This is a genomic window from Comamonas aquatica (genome assembly GCF_018064205.1).
GTDB lineage: Bacteria > Pseudomonadota > Gammaproteobacteria > Burkholderiales > Burkholderiaceae_C > Comamonas > Comamonas aquatica.
Map to the genome: position 1 here is coordinate 1,027,049 of NZ_CP072916.1, position 18,256 is coordinate 1,045,304.

The 18,256-nt window shown below is 64.7% G+C and carries 20 protein-coding genes; 8 read left to right on the forward strand and 12 right to left on the reverse strand.

Annotation, left to right across the window (positions count from 1 at the left end):
• Nucleotides 1-46 precede the first annotated feature (46 nt).
• A complete protein-coding gene (gene plsY / locus KAQ61_RS04805) occupies nt 47-727 on the forward strand; it encodes a glycerol-3-phosphate 1-O-acyltransferase PlsY (protein WP_045266576.1) in 681 nt (226 codons plus the stop codon).
• Between the two features lie 109 nt (nt 728-836).
• Here the strand turns inward: plsY and KAQ61_RS04810 are convergent, their stop codons facing one another.
• Genes KAQ61_RS04810 through KAQ61_RS04820 form a run of 3 tightly spaced genes read right to left on the reverse strand, consistent with a single transcriptional unit; the run spans nt 837 to nt 3,070 of the window.
• The gene (locus KAQ61_RS04810; RefSeq protein ID WP_210930666.1) at nt 837-1,880 is read right to left on the reverse strand and encodes an HD-GYP domain-containing protein; all 1,044 of its coding nucleotides are present in this window, start codon (nt 1,878-1,880) and stop codon (nt 837-839) included.
• Between the two features lie 3 nt (nt 1,881-1,883).
• Nucleotides 1,884-2,534 carry a retropepsin-like aspartic protease family protein gene (locus KAQ61_RS04815; RefSeq protein WP_210930667.1) on the reverse strand — a complete coding sequence of 217 codons (651 nt, stop codon included), beginning with the start codon at nt 2,532-2,534 and terminating at the stop codon, nt 1,884-1,886.
• 50 nt (nt 2,535-2,584) lie between these two features.
• A complete protein-coding gene (locus KAQ61_RS04820; protein ID WP_210930668.1) occupies nt 2,585-3,070 on the reverse strand; it encodes a YajQ family cyclic di-GMP-binding protein in 486 nt (161 codons plus the stop codon).
• A gap of 86 nt (nt 3,071-3,156) precedes the next feature.
• Here KAQ61_RS04820 and murB point away from each other — a divergent pair, with 86 nt between their 5' ends.
• Nucleotides 3,157-4,236, forward strand: a complete 1,080-nt coding sequence (gene murB, locus KAQ61_RS04825) for a UDP-N-acetylmuramate dehydrogenase (protein ID WP_043386140.1) — start codon at nt 3,157-3,159, stop codon at nt 4,234-4,236.
• 84 nt (nt 4,237-4,320) lie between these two features.
• Here murB and KAQ61_RS04830 read toward each other — a convergent pair whose 3' ends face one another.
• The 9 genes from KAQ61_RS04830 to KAQ61_RS04870 all read right to left on the reverse strand — a co-directional run bounded on the left by KAQ61_RS04830 (nt 4,321) and on the right by KAQ61_RS04870 (nt 11,060).
• On the reverse strand, nt 4,321-4,563 hold the full coding sequence (locus KAQ61_RS04830) for a hypothetical protein (RefSeq protein WP_210930669.1): 243 nt from the start codon (nt 4,561-4,563) through the stop codon (nt 4,321-4,323).
• Between the two features lie 160 nt (nt 4,564-4,723).
• Nucleotides 4,724-5,500: an ABC transporter ATP-binding protein gene (locus KAQ61_RS04835; RefSeq protein ID WP_042413137.1), complete on the reverse strand. Its 777-nt coding sequence runs from the start codon at nt 5,498-5,500 to the stop codon at nt 4,724-4,726.
• A 21-nt stretch (nt 5,501-5,521) separates the two neighbouring features.
• Nucleotides 5,522-6,235 carry an ABC transporter permease gene (locus tag KAQ61_RS04840; RefSeq protein WP_210930670.1) on the reverse strand — a complete coding sequence of 238 codons (714 nt, stop codon included), beginning with the start codon at nt 6,233-6,235 and terminating at the stop codon, nt 5,522-5,524.
• Nucleotides 6,232-6,918: an ABC transporter permease gene (locus KAQ61_RS04845; protein WP_210930671.1), complete on the reverse strand. Its 687-nt coding sequence runs from the start codon at nt 6,916-6,918 to the stop codon at nt 6,232-6,234. The genes KAQ61_RS04840 and KAQ61_RS04845 overlap by 4 nt, the downstream gene beginning before the upstream one ends.
• Before the next feature lie 76 nt (nt 6,919-6,994).
• A complete protein-coding gene (locus KAQ61_RS04850; protein WP_210930672.1) occupies nt 6,995-7,759 on the reverse strand; it encodes a transporter substrate-binding domain-containing protein in 765 nt (254 codons plus the stop codon).
• Between the two features lie 229 nt (nt 7,760-7,988).
• On the reverse strand, nt 7,989-9,326 hold the full coding sequence (gene argG / locus KAQ61_RS04855) for an argininosuccinate synthase (RefSeq protein WP_045266581.1): 1,338 nt from the start codon (nt 9,324-9,326) through the stop codon (nt 7,989-7,991).
• 94 nt (nt 9,327-9,420) lie between these two features.
• Nucleotides 9,421-9,738 (reverse strand): pyrimidine/purine nucleoside phosphorylase, encoded by a 318-nt coding sequence (ppnP, locus tag KAQ61_RS04860; protein ID WP_042413154.1) that lies wholly within the window; start codon nt 9,736-9,738, stop codon nt 9,421-9,423.
• Between the two features lie 123 nt (nt 9,739-9,861).
• Nucleotides 9,862-10,578, reverse strand: coding sequence for a glycine zipper 2TM domain-containing protein (locus tag KAQ61_RS04865; protein WP_210930673.1), 717 nt, complete (start codon nt 10,576-10,578; stop codon nt 9,862-9,864).
• Nucleotides 10,579-10,691: 113 nt separating this feature from the next.
• Nucleotides 10,692-11,060, reverse strand: a complete 369-nt coding sequence (locus KAQ61_RS04870) for an arsenate reductase (protein WP_210930674.1) — start codon at nt 11,058-11,060, stop codon at nt 10,692-10,694.
• A gap of 47 nt (nt 11,061-11,107) precedes the next feature.
• Between KAQ61_RS04870 and folC the strand changes: the two genes are divergently transcribed.
• The 6 genes from folC to gltX all read left to right on the forward strand — a co-directional run bounded on the left by folC (nt 11,108) and on the right by gltX (nt 18,240).
• A complete protein-coding gene (gene folC / locus KAQ61_RS04875; RefSeq protein WP_042413128.1) occupies nt 11,108-12,433 on the forward strand; it encodes a bifunctional tetrahydrofolate synthase/dihydrofolate synthase in 1,326 nt (441 codons plus the stop codon).
• A gap of 23 nt (nt 12,434-12,456) precedes the next feature.
• Nucleotides 12,457-13,311, forward strand: a complete 855-nt coding sequence (locus KAQ61_RS04880; RefSeq protein ID WP_210930675.1) for an SPOR domain-containing protein — start codon at nt 12,457-12,459, stop codon at nt 13,309-13,311.
• A 37-nt stretch (nt 13,312-13,348) separates the two neighbouring features.
• A complete protein-coding gene (locus tag KAQ61_RS04885) occupies nt 13,349-13,840 on the forward strand; it encodes a CvpA family protein (protein WP_210930676.1) in 492 nt (163 codons plus the stop codon).
• A gap of 83 nt (nt 13,841-13,923) precedes the next feature.
• Nucleotides 13,924-15,432: an amidophosphoribosyltransferase gene (gene purF / locus KAQ61_RS04890; protein ID WP_210930677.1), complete on the forward strand. Its 1,509-nt coding sequence runs from the start codon at nt 13,924-13,926 to the stop codon at nt 15,430-15,432.
• A gap of 190 nt (nt 15,433-15,622) precedes the next feature.
• The gene (locus tag KAQ61_RS04895) at nt 15,623-16,837 is read left to right on the forward strand and encodes an O-succinylhomoserine sulfhydrylase (protein ID WP_210930678.1); all 1,215 of its coding nucleotides are present in this window, start codon (nt 15,623-15,625) and stop codon (nt 16,835-16,837) included.
• Nucleotides 16,834-18,240 carry a glutamate--tRNA ligase gene (gene gltX, locus KAQ61_RS04900; protein ID WP_210930679.1) on the forward strand — a complete coding sequence of 469 codons (1,407 nt, stop codon included), beginning with the start codon at nt 16,834-16,836 and terminating at the stop codon, nt 18,238-18,240. The genes KAQ61_RS04895 and gltX overlap by 4 nt, the downstream gene beginning before the upstream one ends.
• The last annotated feature ends 16 nt before the right edge of the window (nt 18,241-18,256 follow it).

An 18,256-nucleotide genomic window follows, 5' to 3' on the forward strand; every position in this document is an offset into this window, starting at 1 on the left:
CACCGACACCACAAGGCCTGCCGACCCGCAGGCAAGGATTGCAGTCTTGAACGCCTTACTTCCCGTTGTGGCCGCTGTTGCGGCTTATCTGATTGGCTCGCTGTCGTTTGCGGTGATCGTCAGCTCGCTCATGGGCCTGAACGATCCGCGCACCTACGGCAGCGGCAACCCCGGTGCCACGAACGTGCTGCGCTCCGGCAGCAAGGCCGCTGCGGCGCTGACCCTGCTGCTGGATGCGGTCAAGGGCCTGGTGCCCGTGCTGCTGGTCCGGCTGCTGGGCCCCGACCATGGCCTGCACGAGGGCACACTGGCCCTGGTGGCCATCGCCGCCTTCCTGGGCCATTTGTTCCCGGTGTTCTTCAAGTTCAAGGGCGGCAAGGGCGTGGCGACGGCGCTGGGCGTGCTGCTGGGCCTCAGCGGCTGGCTGGGCCTGTTCGTGCTGCTGACCTGGCTGGCGGTGGCCTTCACCACGCGCTACTCGTCGCTGTCGGCCCTGGTGGCGGCGGTGCTGGCGCCCGTCTACTACATCCTGCTGGGCGGCAGCCTGTGGACCTATGACAAGCCGGTGCTGCTGGCAGTGATCGCCATGTCGGCCCTGCTGCTGTGGCGCCATGCGCAGAACATCGGCCGCCTGCTCAAGGGCCAGGAAAGCAAGATCGGCAGCAAGAAGGACAAGGCCGCCACGGCGCCCGCTGCCCCGGCCTCCAAATCCAAGCGCAAGCATTGATATGCATGAAATTGGCCTTCAGCCCTTGTCCATTCAGCGCTGACAGCTATCTAATTTCAAATAAAAAGCCGCACCCCGTGCGGCTTTTTTTGTGGGCCCGGCGTGCCCTTCAGCGCATGCCCGGCATGGTCACCAGCTGCTGCATGCCGTCGCTGAAGCGGGCGGCATACATGCCCAGGCGCACCAGGGTGCGGTGGTCGATCTGCAGCGTCACCTCGGTCGAGGGCAGGGCATGGCTGATGCGCAAGGCCTGGCCGTCCAGGGCCAGCAGCTCTGGCTGGCGCAGGGCCACCTTGCGCGCATCCAGCAGCTTGGCCACCAAGGGCTGGCCCACCTGCGGGGTGCGGCGCAGCACCACGGCGGTCTCCCCCGTGGACAGGGCCACGTAGACGCCCGGCGGGAACAGGCCCACGCTGCGGATCAGCGCCTCCCCGGCTTGCTCGTACAGCTTGGACTGCGGGCCGGTCACGGCCTGCACCGATTCGGCCACGCTGCGGCCTGCGCGGTTGCGGCGCGGGCTGATCATGGCCGCATAGCGGTCGCAGGTGGCCAGGATGCGCGCCAGCCGCTCGGCCGGCGGTTGCTGCTCCAGCGGTTCGCGGGCGCTGGTGTTGATGTGGTGCAGGCCGACCACATCCAGCCACAGCGGATCGGCCACGCCCAGCTCCTCCAGCAGGCGGCGCCCCTCGCTGGGGTGCAGGCGGATGGATTCCTGCTGGGCCACGCTGGGCCGCTCGCGCTGCAGGGCCAGCTGGTCCTGCAGCGCGGTCATGCCGACGTTCATGGTGAAGGCCGCCTGGACCAGCGCGTTGCGCTCGTGCGGCGGCAGTTGGAACTCGTGGGCCAGGATGTGGCCCAGGGTGGCGCAGACCAGGGCGTGCGATGCGCTGTAGCCGACGGTGGAGCTGCCAGCCAGCTGGAACATCAGGTACAGCGCGCTGTCGCTGTCGTGGGCGATCAGCTCCTGCAGCCAGGTGTCGAGCTGGGCGATCTTGTGCGGCAACTGCTGGATCAGCGCCGGGCGCGCCAGCAGCAGGCCCAGGGCCGCTTCGAGGTCGGACCACAGGCCCAGCAGGTCCTGGTAGGGGGCTTCGTCCTCCACCCGGCTGTTCAGCGGCAGGGGGGAGGGCACAAAGGGTGGCACGGTGGGCATGGCTCAGCGTTGCTCCAGCACCATTTCATTGCCCTGGCGCGTCATGTGCAGCTGGGACAGAAAGCTGTTGCCCAGCAGCACGAACGGCATGGGCTGGGGGCTGACCACGGCATCCACGCCGTAGACGGTGATGTCGCCCACGCGCACTGTGTCCAGGCGGATGTGCCAGCCCTGGGTGTTGCCGTTGGCGGTGCGGACCATGACCGGGCGGCCTTTTTCGAAGTTCAGCCCCAGGCGCTCGGCATCGGCCTGGCCAATGCCGATGGCGGTGGCCCCGGTGTCCACCATGTACTGCATGGGCTTGTTGTTGATGAAGCCGCTGTCGCGGAAGTGGCCGCGGCTGTCGGCGCGCAGTACGACCTTGCGGTTGCCGGTGGGCAGGCCCTGGCCCACGCTGACCGGCGAGGCGCCCAAGTGTAGGGTCTGGCGCTGGCCCTGCACTTCCACCACGGCGCTGTCGCTGAGCACCTGCACCACGCGCACGCCCTGCAGGCTGTCATTCGGCCCCAGGGCCTTGGGTGGGGCGCCGTTGATGATGAGCAGTGCCTTGCTGCCCATCACCCCGGTCAGGGCCACGGACTGCGCATGACCCACCAGGGTCTGGGAGGCCGCCAGCAAGGCCAGGGCCGTGGGCAGAAAGCGAAGGGTCAGCATAGTGATCGGTCAGACTGCGCAGAAGGAGCCTCAGTCTAACGGAGCACCGCTCAGTCGCGGAAGTTGTTAAAAGACAGCGGGTGATCCGCCAGATCCTTGCGGATCAGGGCCATGGCGGCTTGCAGGTCGTCGCGCTTGGCGCCGGTGACGCGCACGGCATCGCCCTGGATGGCGGCCTGCACCTTCAGCTTGCTGTCCTTGATGAGCTTTTGCAGCTTCTTGGCCAGTTCGGCCTCGATGCCGTTTTTGATTTTCACGGTCTGTTTGACCTTGTCGCCGCCGATCTTCTGGCTGGGCTGCATGTCCATGAAGCGCACGTCCACGTTGCGCTTGGTCAGCTTGTTGCGCAGGATGTCCTCGACCTGCTGCAGCTGGAAGTCGGCATCGCCGAACAGGGTGATTTCCTTGTCCTTGAGTTCGATGCCGGCCGAGGTGCCCTTGAAGTCGAAGCGGGTGCCAATTTCCTTGGCGGTGTTGTCGACGGCGTTCTTGACTTCGACGAAATCGGCTTCCAGCACGGTGTCAAACGATGGCATGGCGTATCTTTCTAAAACGGGGTGTTGGCAAAGCACTTGCAGTGCCCGGCAGGCAGGTGCGGGGGCACAGTGCGACAATCTCGGGGATGTTAGTCGAGAAAAATACCCCCCTGCAGGACTGCAACACCTTCGGCATCGTGGCCAGCGCGGACACCCTGGTGCGCATTCGCAGCACCGCAGATGTGCTGGAGTTCGTGCGCAGCGACCTCTACCGTGGCCGCAAGGTCTTCGTCCTGGGTGGGGGTAGCAATATTGTCCTGACCGGGGATGTGGTGGACGCCGTGGTGCTGAAGATGGAGGTGCCCGGCATCGCCCTGGCCGCGGAGACCGACAGCCACTGGATCATCGAAGCCGGCGCCGGCGTGCGCTGGCACGACCTGGTGGCGTGGACCATTGCCCACGGCTACCCCGGGCTGGAAAACCTGGCCCTGGTGCCCGGCACGGTGGGCGCTGCGCCGGTGCAGAACATCGGCGCCTACGGGGTGGAGCTGCAGGATCGCTTTCACGAGCTGGACGCCGTGGACCTGGTGCAGGCCCAGACCTTCACCTTGAATGCGGCGCAGTGCGCCTTTGGCTACCGCGATTCCATCTTCAAGCACCCGCCGGCCGCTCCGGCGGGCACGCCGGTGGCCAAGGCCCAGGGCCTGGGGCTGGCCGGGCGCGCCGTGATCACGGCGGTGCGCTTTGCCCTGTCCAAGCACTGGAAGCCCGAGCTGGGTTATCTGGACCTGCAGCGCAAGCAGGCCGAAGAAGGGGTGGAGCACCCCAGTGCCCAGCAGATCTTCGATTGGGTGTGTGCCATCCGCCGCGCCAAGCTGCCGGACCCGGCCGTGGTCGGCAATGCGGGCAGTTTCTTCAAGAACCCCACGGTCACGGAAGACCAGTGCCGCGACATCATCGCGCGCGAACCCAAGATCGTGCACTACCCCATGCCCGACGGCAGCATCAAGCTGGCCGCCGGCTGGATGATCGATGCCTGTGGCTGGAAGGGCAAGGCCGTGGGCAACGCCGGGGTGTACGACAAGCAGGCGCTGGTGCTGGTGAACCGCGGCACCGGGGCCACCAGCGTCACCGGCGGTGAGGTCATGACCCTGGCGCGCGCTATCCAGACCAGTGTCTACGAGCGCTTCGGCATCCGCCTGGAGGCCGAGCCCGTGGTGGTGTGAGGGCGGCTGTCTGCGCCCACAAAAAAAGCGCTGCAGATGCAGCGCTTTTTTGCGGGTGCCTCTGAGCAGGCACAGGGCCTGAGCTCAGGCCAGTGATTTTTGCTTCATCCACTCGCAGGCCTGTTGCGCGGCATAGGCGATGGCCCGGTCTGCCGACTGGAACAGGGGGGTGAAGGTGAAAAAACGCTGGGTGCGGCTGGTGCCCTCCCCGCTGTCCACCGTCAATTGGGCGTGAAAGCGACCATCGGCTTCCGGCAGGGCCTTGGGCTCGAAGGTGAAGCGGTCCATCGTGATGGTGTGCGAGGGGTGTGTTGGAATGTTCGACATTTTGTCTCTCCCTTCTTGGTGTCATATCCATACGCAAGTGCGTGTGTACATGATAGGGATAGAGCGTGACAAGCAAAAAATGTTCCCCGTTTTTTGTGTGGTACATCAAGAATCGGGGGAAGCCTGCATGCCATCGCATCGCACAGGCGACGCCTGCCGGCTACTTCAAGCTGCCGGAGAGGAACTTCGCCAGGCGCTCGCTCTGCGGGTTGCTGAGCACGCTGCGCGGGTCGCCCTGTTCTTCGATCAAGCCCTGGTGCAGGAAGACCACGTGGTTGGAGACCTCGCGGGCAAAACCGATTTCGTGGGTCACCACCACCATGGTGCGGCCTTCCTGGGCCAGCACCTGCATCACCCGCAGCACCTCACCCACCAGTTCGGGGTCGAGCGCGCTGGTGGGTTCGTCGAATAGCATCACCTCGGGCTCGACCGCCAAGGCGCGGGCGATCGCCACGCGCTGCTGCTGGCCGCCGCTCATGTGGTTGGGCCAGGTGTCCTCGCGGTTTTCCAGGCCCACCAGCTTCAGGTACTTACGGGCGCGCTCCACGGCTTCGTCCTTGGAAATGCCGAGCACGTGCACCGGGGCCTCGATGATGTTCTGCAGCACGGTCTTGTGCGCCCACAGGTTGAAGTGCTGGAACACCATGGCCAGCTTGGTGCGCATCATCTGCAGCTGCTTGGGATTGACGGGCTCCAGCTCGCCGTTGCGGCCGGGCTTGAGCTGCAGCTCCTCGCCGGCGACAACGATCCGGCCCTGCTGGGGTTTTTCCAGCAGGTTGATGCAGCGCAGCAGCGTGGATTTGCCCGAGCCGGAGCTGCCGATCAGGCTGATGACGTCACCGGCCTTGGCCGTCAGCGTCACGCCCTTGAGCACATGGTTGCTGCCATAGCTCTTGTGGATACCTTCGGCTTGAAGTTTGTATGCAGTGGATGTCATGGGTGCAAAGCGTGTGCGTGGTCAGTGCGTGCGGGGCGCGAGATAGGCCAGAAAGCGCTTTTCCAGCAGGCGGAAGAAGCCGATCAGCGCAAAGGTCACGCACAGGTAGATGGCGGCGGCGGCCAGGTAGGCCTCGAACGGCAGGTAGTAGTCGGAGTAGATGCGGCTGGCCACGGCGGTCACATCGGTCAGCGCCGGCACCACACTGGCCAGGCTGGTGGAGTGCAGCATCATCACGGCCTCGTTGCAGTACGGCGGCAGCGTGCGGCGCAGGGCGCTGGGCAGCACGATGCGGTGCATGATCTGCCAGCGGCTCATGCCCATGGCGCGCGCGGCCTCGACCTCGCCGGGATTGGTTTCGCGGATGGCGCCGGCCAGCATTTCGGCTGTGTAGCCGGCCGTGTTCAGTGCGAACGCCAGCAGGGCGCAGAAGAACGGCTCCTTGAAGTGCGTCCAGGGCCAGACATCGTCCCAGCGTGCCTGGATCCATTCGAGCTGCGCCAGCCCGTAGTAGATCAGGTAGACCTGGATCAGCAGGGGGGTGCCGCGCACAAAGTAGGTGAAGGCGCCCACCAGCTTTTCCAGCACCAGGTTGCCGCTGGTCAGCGCCAGGGCGCCCAGCAGGGCCAGCACGCAGCCAATGCCCAGGCTGGACAGCAGCAGCCACAGCGTGGTCAGCAGGCCCTGGCCGTACATCGCCAGGTGCTCGGGTTGGAAGATGATGTCCCAGCTCATAACTGCACCTTTTCCGTGCCCAGGCTGTAGCGGGCATTCAGGCGCTTGAGCACCCACAGCGAGATGCTGGTGAAGACAAGGTACAGACCGGCCGCAAACAGCAGGAAGGCAAAGGGTTCGCGCGTGGCAGCGCTGGCTTGTTTGGCCAGGTAGGTCATGTCGTGCAGTCCGATCAGGCTGACCAGGGCCGTGGCCTTGATCAGGACCAGCCAGTTGTTGGTGAAGCCGGGCAGGGCGTAGCGCACCATCTGTGGCAGCGTGATGCGCACAAAGGTCTGCAGCGGCGTCATGCCAAATGCCCAGGCGGCCTCCATCTGGCCGCGGGGAATCGACAGGATGGCGCCGCGGAAGGTTTCGGTCATGTAGGCACCGTAGATGAAACCCAGGGTGGCCACGCCGGCGACGAAGGGGTTCAGGTCCAGGGTGAAGTCCGAGCCGATGGACTCAAAGAAGCTGTTGATGCCGATCGCGGCACCGTAAAAAATCAGCAGCATCAGCACCAGTTCCGGGATGCCGCGCACCACGGTGGTGTAGACCGTCGAAATCCAGACCAGGGGCGGCTTGCCGGACAGCTTGGCCGTGGCGCCCAGCAGTCCCAGCACGGTCGAGACGGCCAGGGAGGCCAGGGACACGGCCACGGTGAGCAGGGCCCCTTGCAGGATGGATAGGTAGTAATCGCTCATGCGTGCGGACGCTTTTCCTAAACAACACTGCCCGCCGCCGGCATGGCCGGACAGCGGGCAGTGGCAGCTTCAACGCTTAGTTGCCGTAGGGGTCGAAGTCGAAGTACTTCTTGGCAATGGTGTTGTAGGTGCCATTGCTGCGGATCGTCTTGATGGCCGCATTGATCTGCTCCTTCAGGTCCTTCTGGCCCTTGCGCATGCCAATGCCGATGCCGTCGCCATAGTACTTGGTTTCGTACTGGTCATGGCCGACGTAGCCGTAGTCCTTGCCCTCGGGCTTGCGCAGGAAGCCGCCATGCACTTCCACCTTGTCGGCCACGGTGCCATCGAGGCGGCCGGCGTTGATGTCCAGGTAGACCTGGTCCTGGGCTTCGTAAGGCACCACGGTCACGCCGGCGGGCTTGAGCTCACCCATGGCCCACTTTTCCTGGGTGCTGCCCTTGAGCACGCCGATGCGCTTGCCCTTGAGCGAGGCGGGGCCGGTATAGGGCGTGCCCTTCTTCACCACGATGGCGCTGGGGGTCTTGTAGTAGCGGTCGGAGAAGTCGATCACGCGCTTGCGCTCTTCCGTGATGGACAGCGAGCTGACAATCACGTCGTACTTGCGGGCCTGCAGGCCGGGGATCATGCTGTCCCACACCTGTTCGACGAACACGCAGTTGCGCTTGAGTTCGGCGCAGATGGCGTTGGCCACGTCCACGTCAAAGCCCGTGGGCTTGCCGTCGGGGGTCTTGTAGGTGAACGGTTCGTAGGTCGGGTCGATGGCGACCTTCAGGTCGGCGGCCTGCGCCACCGTCGCACATGCGGCCAGCAAGGCCAAGCCCAGAAACTTCTTTGCCATACCAGTCTTCCTTGTCTGTGAGGGATGAGTGCTTGGTCATTGCACGATGCATGCCAAGGTGCAGAGCATTTTAGGAGGCGCGATTGCCCGCAATCCGGAGTTTCTTTGCGAATGTTGCGGGTTTGCGGCAGATATGTGACGCCGTGCCAGGCATTCAGGCACAAAAAAGCCGCTGGTAACAGCGGCTTGGCGGAGACTTGGCGCGAACGCCAAGCCGATGCTAGGGCAATTACTGCTTGTCGTTGCCCAGTTGTGGCAGGGCGTTGGCGCTGCTCACGCTCAGCAGGCCGGCCTTGGAGTAGATGGCCAGCTTCTCGCGGGTGTCGATCAGGTCCAGGTTGCGCATGGTCAGCTGGCCGATGCGGTCTGTGGGGCTGAACGGTGCGTCCTCGACCTTTTCCATCGACAGGCGCTCGGGCGCGTAGGTCAGGTTGGGCGACTCGGTGTTCAGGATGGAGTAGTCGTTGCCGCGGCGCAGCTCCAGCGTCACGGTGCCGGTCACGGCGCGGGCCACCCAGCGCTGCGAGGCTTCGCGCAGCATGATGGCCTGGGGGTCGAACCAGCGGCCCTGGTACAGCAGGCGGCCCAGCTTCAGGCCGTTGATGCGGTACTGCTCGATGGTGTCTTCGTTGTGGATGCCGGTCACCAGGCGCTCGTAGGCGATGTGCAGCAGGGCCATGCCGGGGGCTTCGTAGATGCCGCGGCTCTTGGCTTCGATGATGCGGTTCTCGATCTGGTCGCTCATGCCCAGGCCGTGGCGGCCGCCGATGCGGTTCAGTTCCAGGAACATGGCCACGGGGTCGGCGATTTCCTGGCCGTTGACGGCCACGGGGCGGCCTTCGTCGAAGGTGATCGAGACTTCCTCGGCCTTGACTTCCACTTCAGGCTTCCAGAAGGCCACGCCCATGATGGGGTTGACGATGCGGATGCCGCTGTTCAGGTGCTCCAGGTCCTTGGCCTCGTGGGTGGCGCCCAGCATGTTGGAGTCGGTGGAGTAGGCCTTCTCGGCCGACATCTTGTAGCCGAAGCCTTCCTTGGTCATGAAGGCCGACATTTCGGCGCGGCCGCCCAGCTCGTCGATGAAGGTGTTGTCCAGCCAGGGCTTGTAGATCTTCAGTGCGGGGTTGGTCAGCAGGCCGTAGCGGTAGAAGCGCTCGATGTCGTTGCCCTTGAAGGTCGAGCCGTCGCCCCAGATGTGGACGTCGTCTTCCTTCATGGCGGCCACCAGCATGGTGCCGGTCACGGCGCGGCCCAGGGGGGTGGTGTTGAAGTAGGTGATGCCGCCGGTGGAGATGTGGAAGGCGCCGGCCTGGATGGCGGCAATGCCTTCGTTGGCCAGCTGGGGGCGGCAGTCGATCAGGCGGGCCTTTTCTGCGCCGTATTCCATCGCCTTGCGGGGAATTTCGTCGTAGTCGGCTTCGTCGGGCTGGCCCAGGTTGGCGGTGTAGGCGTAGGGCAGGGCACCCTTGTTCTTCATCCAGCGCAGGGCCGCGGAGGTGTCCAAACCGCCGGAGAAGGCGATGCCGACCTTTTGGCCGACGGGTACGGATTGCAGAATGGTTTCCATGAGATTCTCTCTAAATGAATAGCTGCCAGCGCTTGATGAATAAGGGCCAGGGGCTAAAAAGGCTTGAAATTCAGATCGGCCGGACGCCCGGGGCTCAGGCGTAGTGGCAGATGTAGTGGTAAGCCTCGGTCACGCGGATGTCGAACTTGGAGTTCGCGGGAATGTGGAAGCTCTCGCCGGCCGAGGATTGCTTCCACTCGTCGCTGCCGTCGAGCTTGTATTCGCAGGCGCCGCCCACGCATTCCATGATTTCTGCTGCGGCCGTGCCAAAGGTCAATGTGGCGGGCAGCACCACGCCCACCGACTTCTTGGTGCCATCGGCCAGGGTGAAGCTGTGGCTGACGCACTTGCCGTCAAAGTAAACATTGGCTTTGGTGGTCAGGGTGACGCCAGAAAATTGCTCGGTGGTCATGGGAAATGCGCAGTCGCGGAAGTTGGGATCGAAGCCGGGCATTTTAGGCCAGCTGTGGGGCGCTTGGGGTTTTGGCGCCCGCCTGCAAACAAGTCCCTGGATCAGGGGCTTGGTGTGCATGCCTCAGCGCCAGTAGTAGGGCGGAGGCGGTGGTGGGCGGTGTCCGTGCGGCGGGCGCTGCGGGTAGCCGCCGATGTCCACGATGACCGGGATCGCTGGTTGCGGCGAGCTGTAGGTGATGCTTTCCGTCACCACGCCGCCCGCCGGTGCGGACTGGTAGGTCCCGTTGGGGCCCACAAACTGCGCGGCGCCGGCCGGGTTGCTGCTGTAGCGGCCCTGGGGTTGCACGCTGATGGGCATCCAGGGGCCGGGGTCGTGGTCCAGCCGCGTGGTGTAGCGGCGGCCCGCATATTCATAGGTCACGTCGTAGCCCAGGGTACGGTTTTGATACACCGTCTCGTTGGTGCAGCGGCGCACGGTCTGGTAGTCGGGCGGGCTGTTGGCGCTTTCCACCTGGTGGCCGATCAGGCCGCCGGCTATCGCTCCCACGGCCGTGGTAGCGCCCCGGTTGGAGCCCTGGTAGTGGCCGCGCGGGCCGTAGCGATCCCCGTGGCCCAGGGCATTGCCTGCCACGCCGCCGACGATGGCGCCCACCACGGCGCCCGTGCCGGTGGTGCGGGCGCCGCTGTAGACCTGGGCATCTTCGCAAAACTGCTGGGGAATGCCGACCTGCTGGACGACGGGCACGGCAGACAGCACGCGGGCGCGCTCTTGGGCCATGGCGCTGCCGCAGGCCAGGCCGGCCGCCGCTGTGCAGATGAACCAATGTGTGAGTGCCATAACTTGCTCCTTGCGATACCTGTCACCGGTGGTGGTGCGCTGCCTGCAGTGTAGGCCTGGCGGGTGAATGCCTGCTCACGGGCCGGTCAATGCCGCCTCAGGCGCTGGGCTGCTTACAGGGCCAGTGCGGTGGCCCAGGCGTCGGCCTGGAAACCGACGGTGATGCGCCCATCTGCCCATTCAACGACCGGGCGCTTGATCACGCTGACATGGGCCTGTAGCACTGCGGCGGCAGAGTCCTCGTCGATCACGCTGGCCTGGACGGCCGGATCCAGCTTGCGCCAGGTGGTGCCTTGGCGGTTGGTCAGCTTCTCCCAGCCGACGGCCTGCATCCACGGCAGCAGCCGGTCGGCCGGCACGCCCTGTTTCTTGAAGTCGTGGAAGACATGGTCCAGGCCGTGTGCGTTCAGCCAGGCGCGCGCTTTTTTCACAGTGTCACAGTTCGGGATGCCGTAAACACGAATAATCTTGGTGGTACTCATGGTGTAGATGATGCTGCAAGCCTGGGTGCGCGACAATCATGCCCCGTATGCACAGCACTTTCTCCACCCTTCCCGAATGGCTTGCGCACTGCGAGCACATCCATCCGCAAACCATCTCCATGGGCCTTGAGCGTGTGCGCGAAGTGGCCCAGCGCATGCAGCTGAAGTTTGACTGCCCCGTCATCACCGTGGCGGGCACCAACGGCAAGGGTTCGACCTGCGCCATGCTGGAGGCCGTGGCCCTGCAATCGGGCTACAAGCCCGGGGTCTACACCTCGCCGCACCTGGTGCATTTTGAAGAGCGCTGCCGGATTCACGGAGAGATCGCCAAGGCGCAGGATTTCCTGCCGCACTTCGAGGCGGTCGAGGCCGCCCGCCTGCAAGGCGAAGCAGTGCTGCTGACGTATTTCGAGTTCACCACCCTGGCCATCCTGCGCATGCTGAGCACGGCCAAGCTGGATGTGGCGATCCTGGAGGTGGGCCTGGGTGGCCGCCTGGATGCCACCAACATCATCGACACCGATTGCGCCATCATCACCAGTGTGGACATCGACCACACGGCCTTGCTGGGCAACGACCGCGAGACCATCGGCCGCGAGAAGGCGGGCATCATGCGCGCGGGCCGCCCGGTGATCGTCAGCGACCCGGTGCCTCCGCAAAGCGTGATCGACTACGCCGCCGAGATCGGCGCCGACCTGTGGCGCTTTGGCAAGGACTTCAACTACGAGGGCGACAAGCAGCAGTGGGGCTGGGCCGGTCGTGGCCGGCGCTATGCCGGCCTGTCCTACCCCGCACTGCGCGGTGCCAACCAGCTGATGAATGCCTCGGGTGTGCTGGCCGCCTACGAGGCCTTGCGCGACCGCGTGCCCGTGACGGCGCAGGCCGTGCGCACGGGGCTGGCCATGGTGGAGCTGCCCGGGCGCTTCCAGATCATCCCGGGTCAGCCCACGCTGGTGCTGGATGTGGCGCACAACCCCCACTCGGTGGCGGCCCTGACCGCCAACCTGGATGCCATGGGCTATTACCCGACGACGCATGCCGTGTTTGGCGCCATGGCCGACAAGGATCTGGCGCCCATGCTGCTGAAGGTGGGGCCGTTGATCGACCGCTGGTATTTCACCGACCTGCCGACGGAGCGCGCCGAAAGCGCTGTGCACCTGCAGCAGAAGTGGAACGCCCTGCAGATGGTGGCGGGCGGCACACGCCGCGAGGTGCCGACCAGCTTGTATACCAGCCCGCAGGCGGCATTGACCGCCGCCGTACAGGCCGCAGACCCGGCTGATAGAATTGTGGTCTTTGGCTCGTTCTACACGGTCGGTGAGGTTTTGAAAGATGGGCCACCTCGCCTGCATGCCAAACATTTGGGCGAATAAGGTCCGCTACGCGACGCATCTTCATGGCACTTTTCAAATTCCGTTGGCCTGGTCAGAAAGACGAACGCGAGCAGGCGCCCATGCGGCGGTCCCGCGCAGCGCAGGCTGAAAGTGTGGACGACATGCGCCGCCGTGCGCGCCACCGCCTGATTGGTGCGGCGGTGCTGGTGGTGCTGGGGGTCATCGGATTTCCCCTGTTGTTCGACACCCAGCCGCGCCCCATTCCCGTGGACGTGCCGATCGAGATTCCCGACCGCAACCAGGTGGCACCGCTGATGGTGCCTGGCAGCCAGGCGCAAACGGATGCCAAGACGACCGTGGCCCAGGCGCCTGTGCAAGGCAATGCGCTGAGCGAGGGCGAGGAACTGGTGGTCAACGAACCCGCACCGCTGGCCATGCCCAAGCCGCCCGAGCCACCACGTCTGGCCCCTGTGCCTGAACCAGTGGCCAAGCCCAAACCTGAACACAAGCCCGAGCCCAAGCCAGAACCGAAACCTGAGCCCAAGCCCGAGCCTAAGCCCACCCCCAAACCTGAGCCGGAGCCCAAGCCCGCGCCCAAACCGGCGACGAGCGATGCCGAGCGTGCCCGTGCGCTGCTGGAAGGCCGCAGCCCTGTGGCCGAGGCGCCCAAGGCTGATGCGGCCAAGCAGGGGCGCTTCATCGTCCAGGTCGGGGCCTTTGCCGATGCGACTAAGGCCAACGAGGTGCGCAGCAAGCTGGAGCGCTCGGGGCTGAAGACCTACACCCAGACGGTGGACACCAAGGATGGCAAGCGCACCCGCGTGCGGGTGGGGCCGTACGAGCAGCGTGGCGATGCCGACAAGGCCGCCGCGCGCATCAAGGGCCTGGGCCTGGCGGCTTCGGTGCTGACCTTGTGATGCCGGCCATCACGCACACGCGGAGCTGATCAGGCGGATGGCTGTTCTGGACGGAGTGTTGCTGGGCATCCTGCTGGTGTCCATGCTGCTGGGCGCCTGGCGGGGCCTGGTGTTTGAGCTGTTTTCCCTGGTCGGCTGGGTGGCAGGCTTTTTTATTGCCCGGCTGTTTGCCCCTGACGTGGCGGCCTGGCTGCCACTGGAGAGCTGGGGCGACACGGTGCGCTATGGCGTGGGCTTTGTGCTGACGTTCGTGGTGGCGGTGTTTGTCTGGGGTCTGCTGAGTGCGTTGGCCAAGAAGTTGATTGAGGTGGCTGGCCTGCGTCCGGTGGACCGCACCCTGGGGGCCGTTTTCGGGCTGCTGCGTGCGGTGGTGCTGATCCTGGTGCTGGCGGTGGTGGTGGTGTCCACCTCGCTGCGCACCCAGGACTGGTGGACGCAGTCGGTGGCCGCGCCCTGGTTGGGCGATGCGGTTGCCAGCATACTGCCGGCGCTCGATCTGCAGTGGGACCACCTGCTGCCGGGAACGTGAATGAGTGAGGGTGGCGCCGATGGCGGCGTCCACCTGCAAGCAAAGACCGCGGGAGCAATCCCGCAGATAGATGGAACGCGACTATGTGTGGAATCGTTGGTGTAGTCAGCACCGCGCCTGTGAATCAACTGATCTATGACGCCTTGCTGCTGTTGCAGCACCGCGGCCAGGATGCTGCCGGTATCGTCACCCAGCAAGAACGCAAGTTCTTCATGCACAAGGCCAAGGGCATGGTGCGCGACGTGTTTCGCACGCGCAACATGCGGGCGCTGCCCGGCAATGTGGGGCTGGGCCAGGTGCGTTATCCCACCGCGGGCAATGCGGCCAGCGAGGAAGAGGCCCAGCCGTTTTACGTGAATGCGCCCTTTGGCATCGTGATGGTGCACAACGGCAACCTGACGAACGCCAAGCAACTGCGCCAGGAACTGGCTGAGACCGACCACCGCCACACCAACACCGAGAGCGACTCCGAAGTGCTGCTCAACGTGCTGGCGCACGAAATCGGCCGTGCCACCAGTGGCGCGCCGCTGACGCCCGACGAGGTGTTCAAGGCCGTGCGTGCCGTGCACCAGCGCATCAAGGGCTCGTACGCCGTGATCGCGCTGATTGCTGGCTACGGCCTGCTGGCCTTCCGCGACCCCTTTGGTATCCGCCCGCTGTGCCTGGGCAAGTCGGCGGATGGCACCTACCTGCTGGCCAGCGAATCGGTGGCGCTGGAAGGCACGCTGCACCAGTTCGAGCGCGACATTGCGCCCGGCGAGGCGGTGTTCATCACCAACGACGGCCAACTGCACACCGAGCAGTGCGCGGCCAAGAGCGAGCTGCACCCCTGCGTGTTCGAGTACGTGTACCTGGCGCGCCCGGACTCCACCATGGATGGCATCTCGGTCTACCAGGCCCGCCTGAACATGGGTGAGACCTTGGCCAAGCGCGTGATCTCCACCGTGCCGCCCAGCGAGATCGACGCCATCATCCCGATCCCCGAATCCAGCCGCCCCAGCGCCATGCAGCTGGCGCAGCTGCTGGGCATTCCCTACCGCGAAGGCTTCGTCAAGAACCGCTACGTGGGCCGCACCTTCATCATGCCGGGCCAGGGCGCACGCAAGAAGTCGGTGCGCCAGAAACTCAATGCCATCGGCAGCGAGTTCAAGGGCCGCAACGTGCTGCTGGTGGATGATTCCATCGTGCGCGGCACGACCTCCAAGGAAATCGTGCAGATGGCACGCGATGCCGGCGCCAACAAGGTGTACCTGGCTTCGGCCGCGCCACCGGTGCGCTACCCCAACGTCTACGGCATCGACATGCCCACCAAGTCCGAGCTGGTGGCCCATGGCCGCACGGTGGAAGAGATCCGCCAGGTCATCGGCTGCGACGCGCTGATCTACCAGGACGTGGAAGCGATGAAGCAGGCAGTGGGCAAGATCAACCCGGCGGTCAAGGGCTTTGAGGCGTCGTGCTTTGACGGTGTGTATGTGACGGGCGATATCTCGGAAGCCGAGGTGACCGCGCTGAACGAAGGCCGCAACACCGGTGCCCAGGAAGAATCCGAAGACACCTCGCGCCTGTCGCTGCCTAACGCCCAGGAGCAGTAAGCAAATGCCCGGGCGTGATAAGTCCGGGTGCACAATAAAAAAAGGAGCTGCTGGCGCAGGTTCTGCAAGCATTTCAAATGGTTTCATATTTGAAGTGCTTGTTTGATCAGCGCAAGCTGCTCCTTTTTTCGAATGATGCGCAGCATGCGGCATGGATCTGCCGCCACGACAAGAACAAGGAATCGTCACCGTGAACCATCGAACACTTCCCGAAGGCTTGCATCCCGACACATTGGCGGTGCGCGAGGCGCTGCCCCGCAGCCAGTGGGGCGAGCACTGCGAGGCGCTGTACATGACCAGCAGCTTCGTGCAGCCCGACTGTGAAACCGCGGCCCGCCGCTTTGCCGCCCAGGAAGACGGCTTTACCTACAGCCGCACCAGCAACCCCACGGTGACCAGCTTTGAAAAGCGCCTGGCCGCGATGGAGGGTACGGAATGCGCCGTGGCCACCAGCACCGGCATGTCGGCCATCCTGCTGGTGGCGCTGACCACGCTGAAGGCGGGTGACCATGTGATCTGCTCGCGCTCGATGTTCGGCTCCACCATCAAGCTGCTGGGCACGGAAATGGCGCGTTTCGGCGTCGAGACCAGCTTTGTCGCGCAGACCGATGTGGCCGCGTGGCAGGCCGCCATTCGGCCCAACACCCGCTTGTTCTTCGCCGAAACCCCAACCAATCCGCTGACCGACCTGTGTGACATCGCCGCGCTGGCGCAGCTGGCGCATGCCAATGGGGCGCTGCTGGCGGTGGACAACAGCTTTGCCACGCCCATCCTGCAGCAACCCGCCAAGCTGGGTGCCGACATCGTCGTGCACGCAGGCACCAAGTTCCTGGACGGCCAAGGGCGCACCATGGTCGGGGCGGTGTGTGGCTCGGTGGCGCTGGTGGACAAGGTGATGGGCACCTTCCTGCGCAGCGGCGGGTTGAATGCCGCGCCGTACAACGCCTGGACCGTGATGAAGGGCCTGGAAACCCTGTCCTTGCGCGTCAAGGCGCAAAGTGCCGCCGCGCTGGAGCTGGCCACCTGGCTCGAGGCCCATCCCCAGGTGGCGCGGGTGTACTACCCGGGGCTGCAAAGCCATCCCCAGCACGCCCTGGCCATGCGCCAGCAAAATGGCCTCGGTGGCGCCGTGCTGTCGTTCGACGTGCACGGGCAGGGCGCCGAGGCCCTGCGCAAGAACGCCTTCCATGTGGTCGACCATACCCAGGTGTGTAGCATTACGGCCAACCTGGGCGACGTGAAGACCACCATCACCCATCCGGCCAGCACCTCGCACGGCCGCCTGACCGAAGAGCAGCGCCAGGCAGCCGGCATCGGCCAGGGCCTCATTCGCATTTCCGTGGGGTTGGAGCACCTGGACGACCTCAAGGCCGACCTGTCCCGCGGACTGGATACCTACCAATGACACAAACAATACGTACCCGTTTTGCCCCTTCGCCCACCGGTTTCATCCACCTGGGCAACATCCGCTCGGCCCTGTACCCCTGGGCCTTCGCGCGCGCCAACGGTGGCGACTTCATCCTGCGCATCGAGGACACCGACCTGGAGCGTTCGACCCAGGCGTCCGTGGATGTGATCCTGGAAGGCATGCAGTGGCTGGAGCTGACCCATGATGAGGGTCCGTTCTATCAAATGCAGCGCATGGACCGCTACAAGGAAGTGCTGGCGCAGTTGCAGGCCGCCGGCCACGTCTATCCCTGCTACATGAGCATGGAAGAGCTGGACGCCCTGCGCGAAAAGCAGATGGCCGCCAAGGAAAAGCCCCGTTACGACGGTACCTGGCGCCCCGAACCCGGCAAGGTGCTGCCGGCCATCCCCGACGGTGTGAAGCCCGTGCTGCGTTTCAAAACACCGCAGGGTGGCGTTGTGGCCTGGGAGGACAAGTGCAAGGGCCGCATCGAGTTCCAGAACAGCGAGCTGGACGATCTGGTGATCGCCCGCCCCGACGGCACGCCCACGTACAACTTCTGCGTCTGCGTGGACGACATGGACATGCGCATCACCCATGTGATCCGCGGCGATGACCACGTCAACAACACCCCACGCCAGATCCACATCTTCGAAGCCCTGGGTGCGACCGTGCCCGTGTTCGCCCACCTGCCCACCGTGCTGAACGAGCAGGGTGAGAAGATGAGCAAGCGCAACGGCGCCAAGCCCGTGACGCAGTACCGCGACGAAGGCTACCTGCCCGATGCCATGGTCAACTACCTGGCCCGCCTGGGCTGGAGCCACGGCGACGACGAGATCTTCTCCCGCCAGCAGTTCCTGGAATGGTTCAACCTGGATCATCTGGGGCGCAGCGCCGGCCAGTTCGACGAAGCCAAGCTGCGCTGGGTGAATGCCCAGCACCTGAAGGCCATGGATGACACGGCGCTGTCAGCCAAGGTCAAGCCTTTTGTAATTCAAGCCGGTGTGTCGGAGGCGGTGCTCGATGCCGACGATCGCCTGGTGCGCATCGCTGCCTTGTTCAAGGACCGCTGCGAGACCCTGGTGGACCTGGCCCACTGGGCCAAGGTCTTCTATGTGGACGCCGTCGACCGCAATGCCGAGGATTACGCCAAGCACGTGACCGAAGCGGTGGTGCCGGTGCTCGATGCTTTCGCGGCAGCCATGGAAACCGTGGAATGGAACAAGGACGCGATTGCGGCGGCGATCAAGGACGTGCTCAAGGCCCAGGGGGTGAAAATGCCCGTATTGGCCATGCCGGTGCGCGTGTTGACCGTGGGTACGGCCCACACACCCTCGGTGGATGCGGTGCTGGAATTGCTGGGTCGCGAAAAAATTCTTTCGCGTTTGAAAAACCGCTAAAAACCTGTCTATAATT

Excerpts from the sequence above, each read along its gene's own strand:
- KAQ61_RS04810 (WP_210930666.1), bottom strand. The coding sequence starts at position 1,880 with ATGCCCACCGTGCCACCCTTTGTGCCCTCCCCCCTGCCGCTGAACAGC.
- KAQ61_RS04815 (WP_210930667.1), bottom strand. The coding sequence starts at position 2,534 with ATGCTGACCCTTCGCTTTCTGCCCACGGCCCTGGCCTTGCTGGCGGCC.
- KAQ61_RS04835 (WP_042413137.1), bottom strand. The coding sequence starts at position 5,500 with ATGACATCCACTGCATACAAACTTCAAGCCGAAGGTATCCACAAGAGC.
- KAQ61_RS04830 (WP_210930669.1), bottom strand. The coding sequence starts at position 4,563 with ATGTCGAACATTCCAACACACCCCTCGCACACCATCACGATGGACCGC.
- folC (WP_042413128.1), top strand. The coding sequence starts at position 11,108 with ATGCACAGCACTTTCTCCACCCTTCCCGAATGGCTTGCGCACTGCGAG.
- KAQ61_RS04880 (WP_210930675.1), top strand. The coding sequence starts at position 12,457 with ATGGCACTTTTCAAATTCCGTTGGCCTGGTCAGAAAGACGAACGCGAG.
- gltX (WP_210930679.1), top strand. The coding sequence starts at position 16,834 with ATGACACAAACAATACGTACCCGTTTTGCCCCTTCGCCCACCGGTTTC.
- purF (WP_210930677.1), top strand. The coding sequence starts at position 13,924 with ATGTGTGGAATCGTTGGTGTAGTCAGCACCGCGCCTGTGAATCAACTG.
- KAQ61_RS04870 (WP_210930674.1), bottom strand. The coding sequence starts at position 11,060 with ATGAGTACCACCAAGATTATTCGTGTTTACGGCATCCCGAACTGTGAC.
- KAQ61_RS04850 (WP_210930672.1), bottom strand. The coding sequence starts at position 7,759 with ATGGCAAAGAAGTTTCTGGGCTTGGCCTTGCTGGCCGCATGTGCGACG.
- KAQ61_RS04865 (WP_210930673.1), bottom strand. The coding sequence starts at position 10,578 with ATGGCACTCACACATTGGTTCATCTGCACAGCGGCGGCCGGCCTGGCC.
- KAQ61_RS04845 (WP_210930671.1), bottom strand. The coding sequence starts at position 6,918 with ATGAGCGATTACTACCTATCCATCCTGCAAGGGGCCCTGCTCACCGTG.
- ppnP (WP_042413154.1), bottom strand. The coding sequence starts at position 9,738 with ATGACCACCGAGCAATTTTCTGGCGTCACCCTGACCACCAAAGCCAAT.
- murB (WP_043386140.1), top strand. The coding sequence starts at position 3,157 with ATGTTAGTCGAGAAAAATACCCCCCTGCAGGACTGCAACACCTTCGGC.
- KAQ61_RS04820 (WP_210930668.1), bottom strand. The coding sequence starts at position 3,070 with ATGCCATCGTTTGACACCGTGCTGGAAGCCGATTTCGTCGAAGTCAAG.
- argG (WP_045266581.1), bottom strand. The coding sequence starts at position 9,326 with ATGGAAACCATTCTGCAATCCGTACCCGTCGGCCAAAAGGTCGGCATC.
- KAQ61_RS04840 (WP_210930670.1), bottom strand. The coding sequence starts at position 6,235 with ATGAGCTGGGACATCATCTTCCAACCCGAGCACCTGGCGATGTACGGC.
- KAQ61_RS04885 (WP_210930676.1), top strand. The coding sequence starts at position 13,349 with ATGGCTGTTCTGGACGGAGTGTTGCTGGGCATCCTGCTGGTGTCCATG.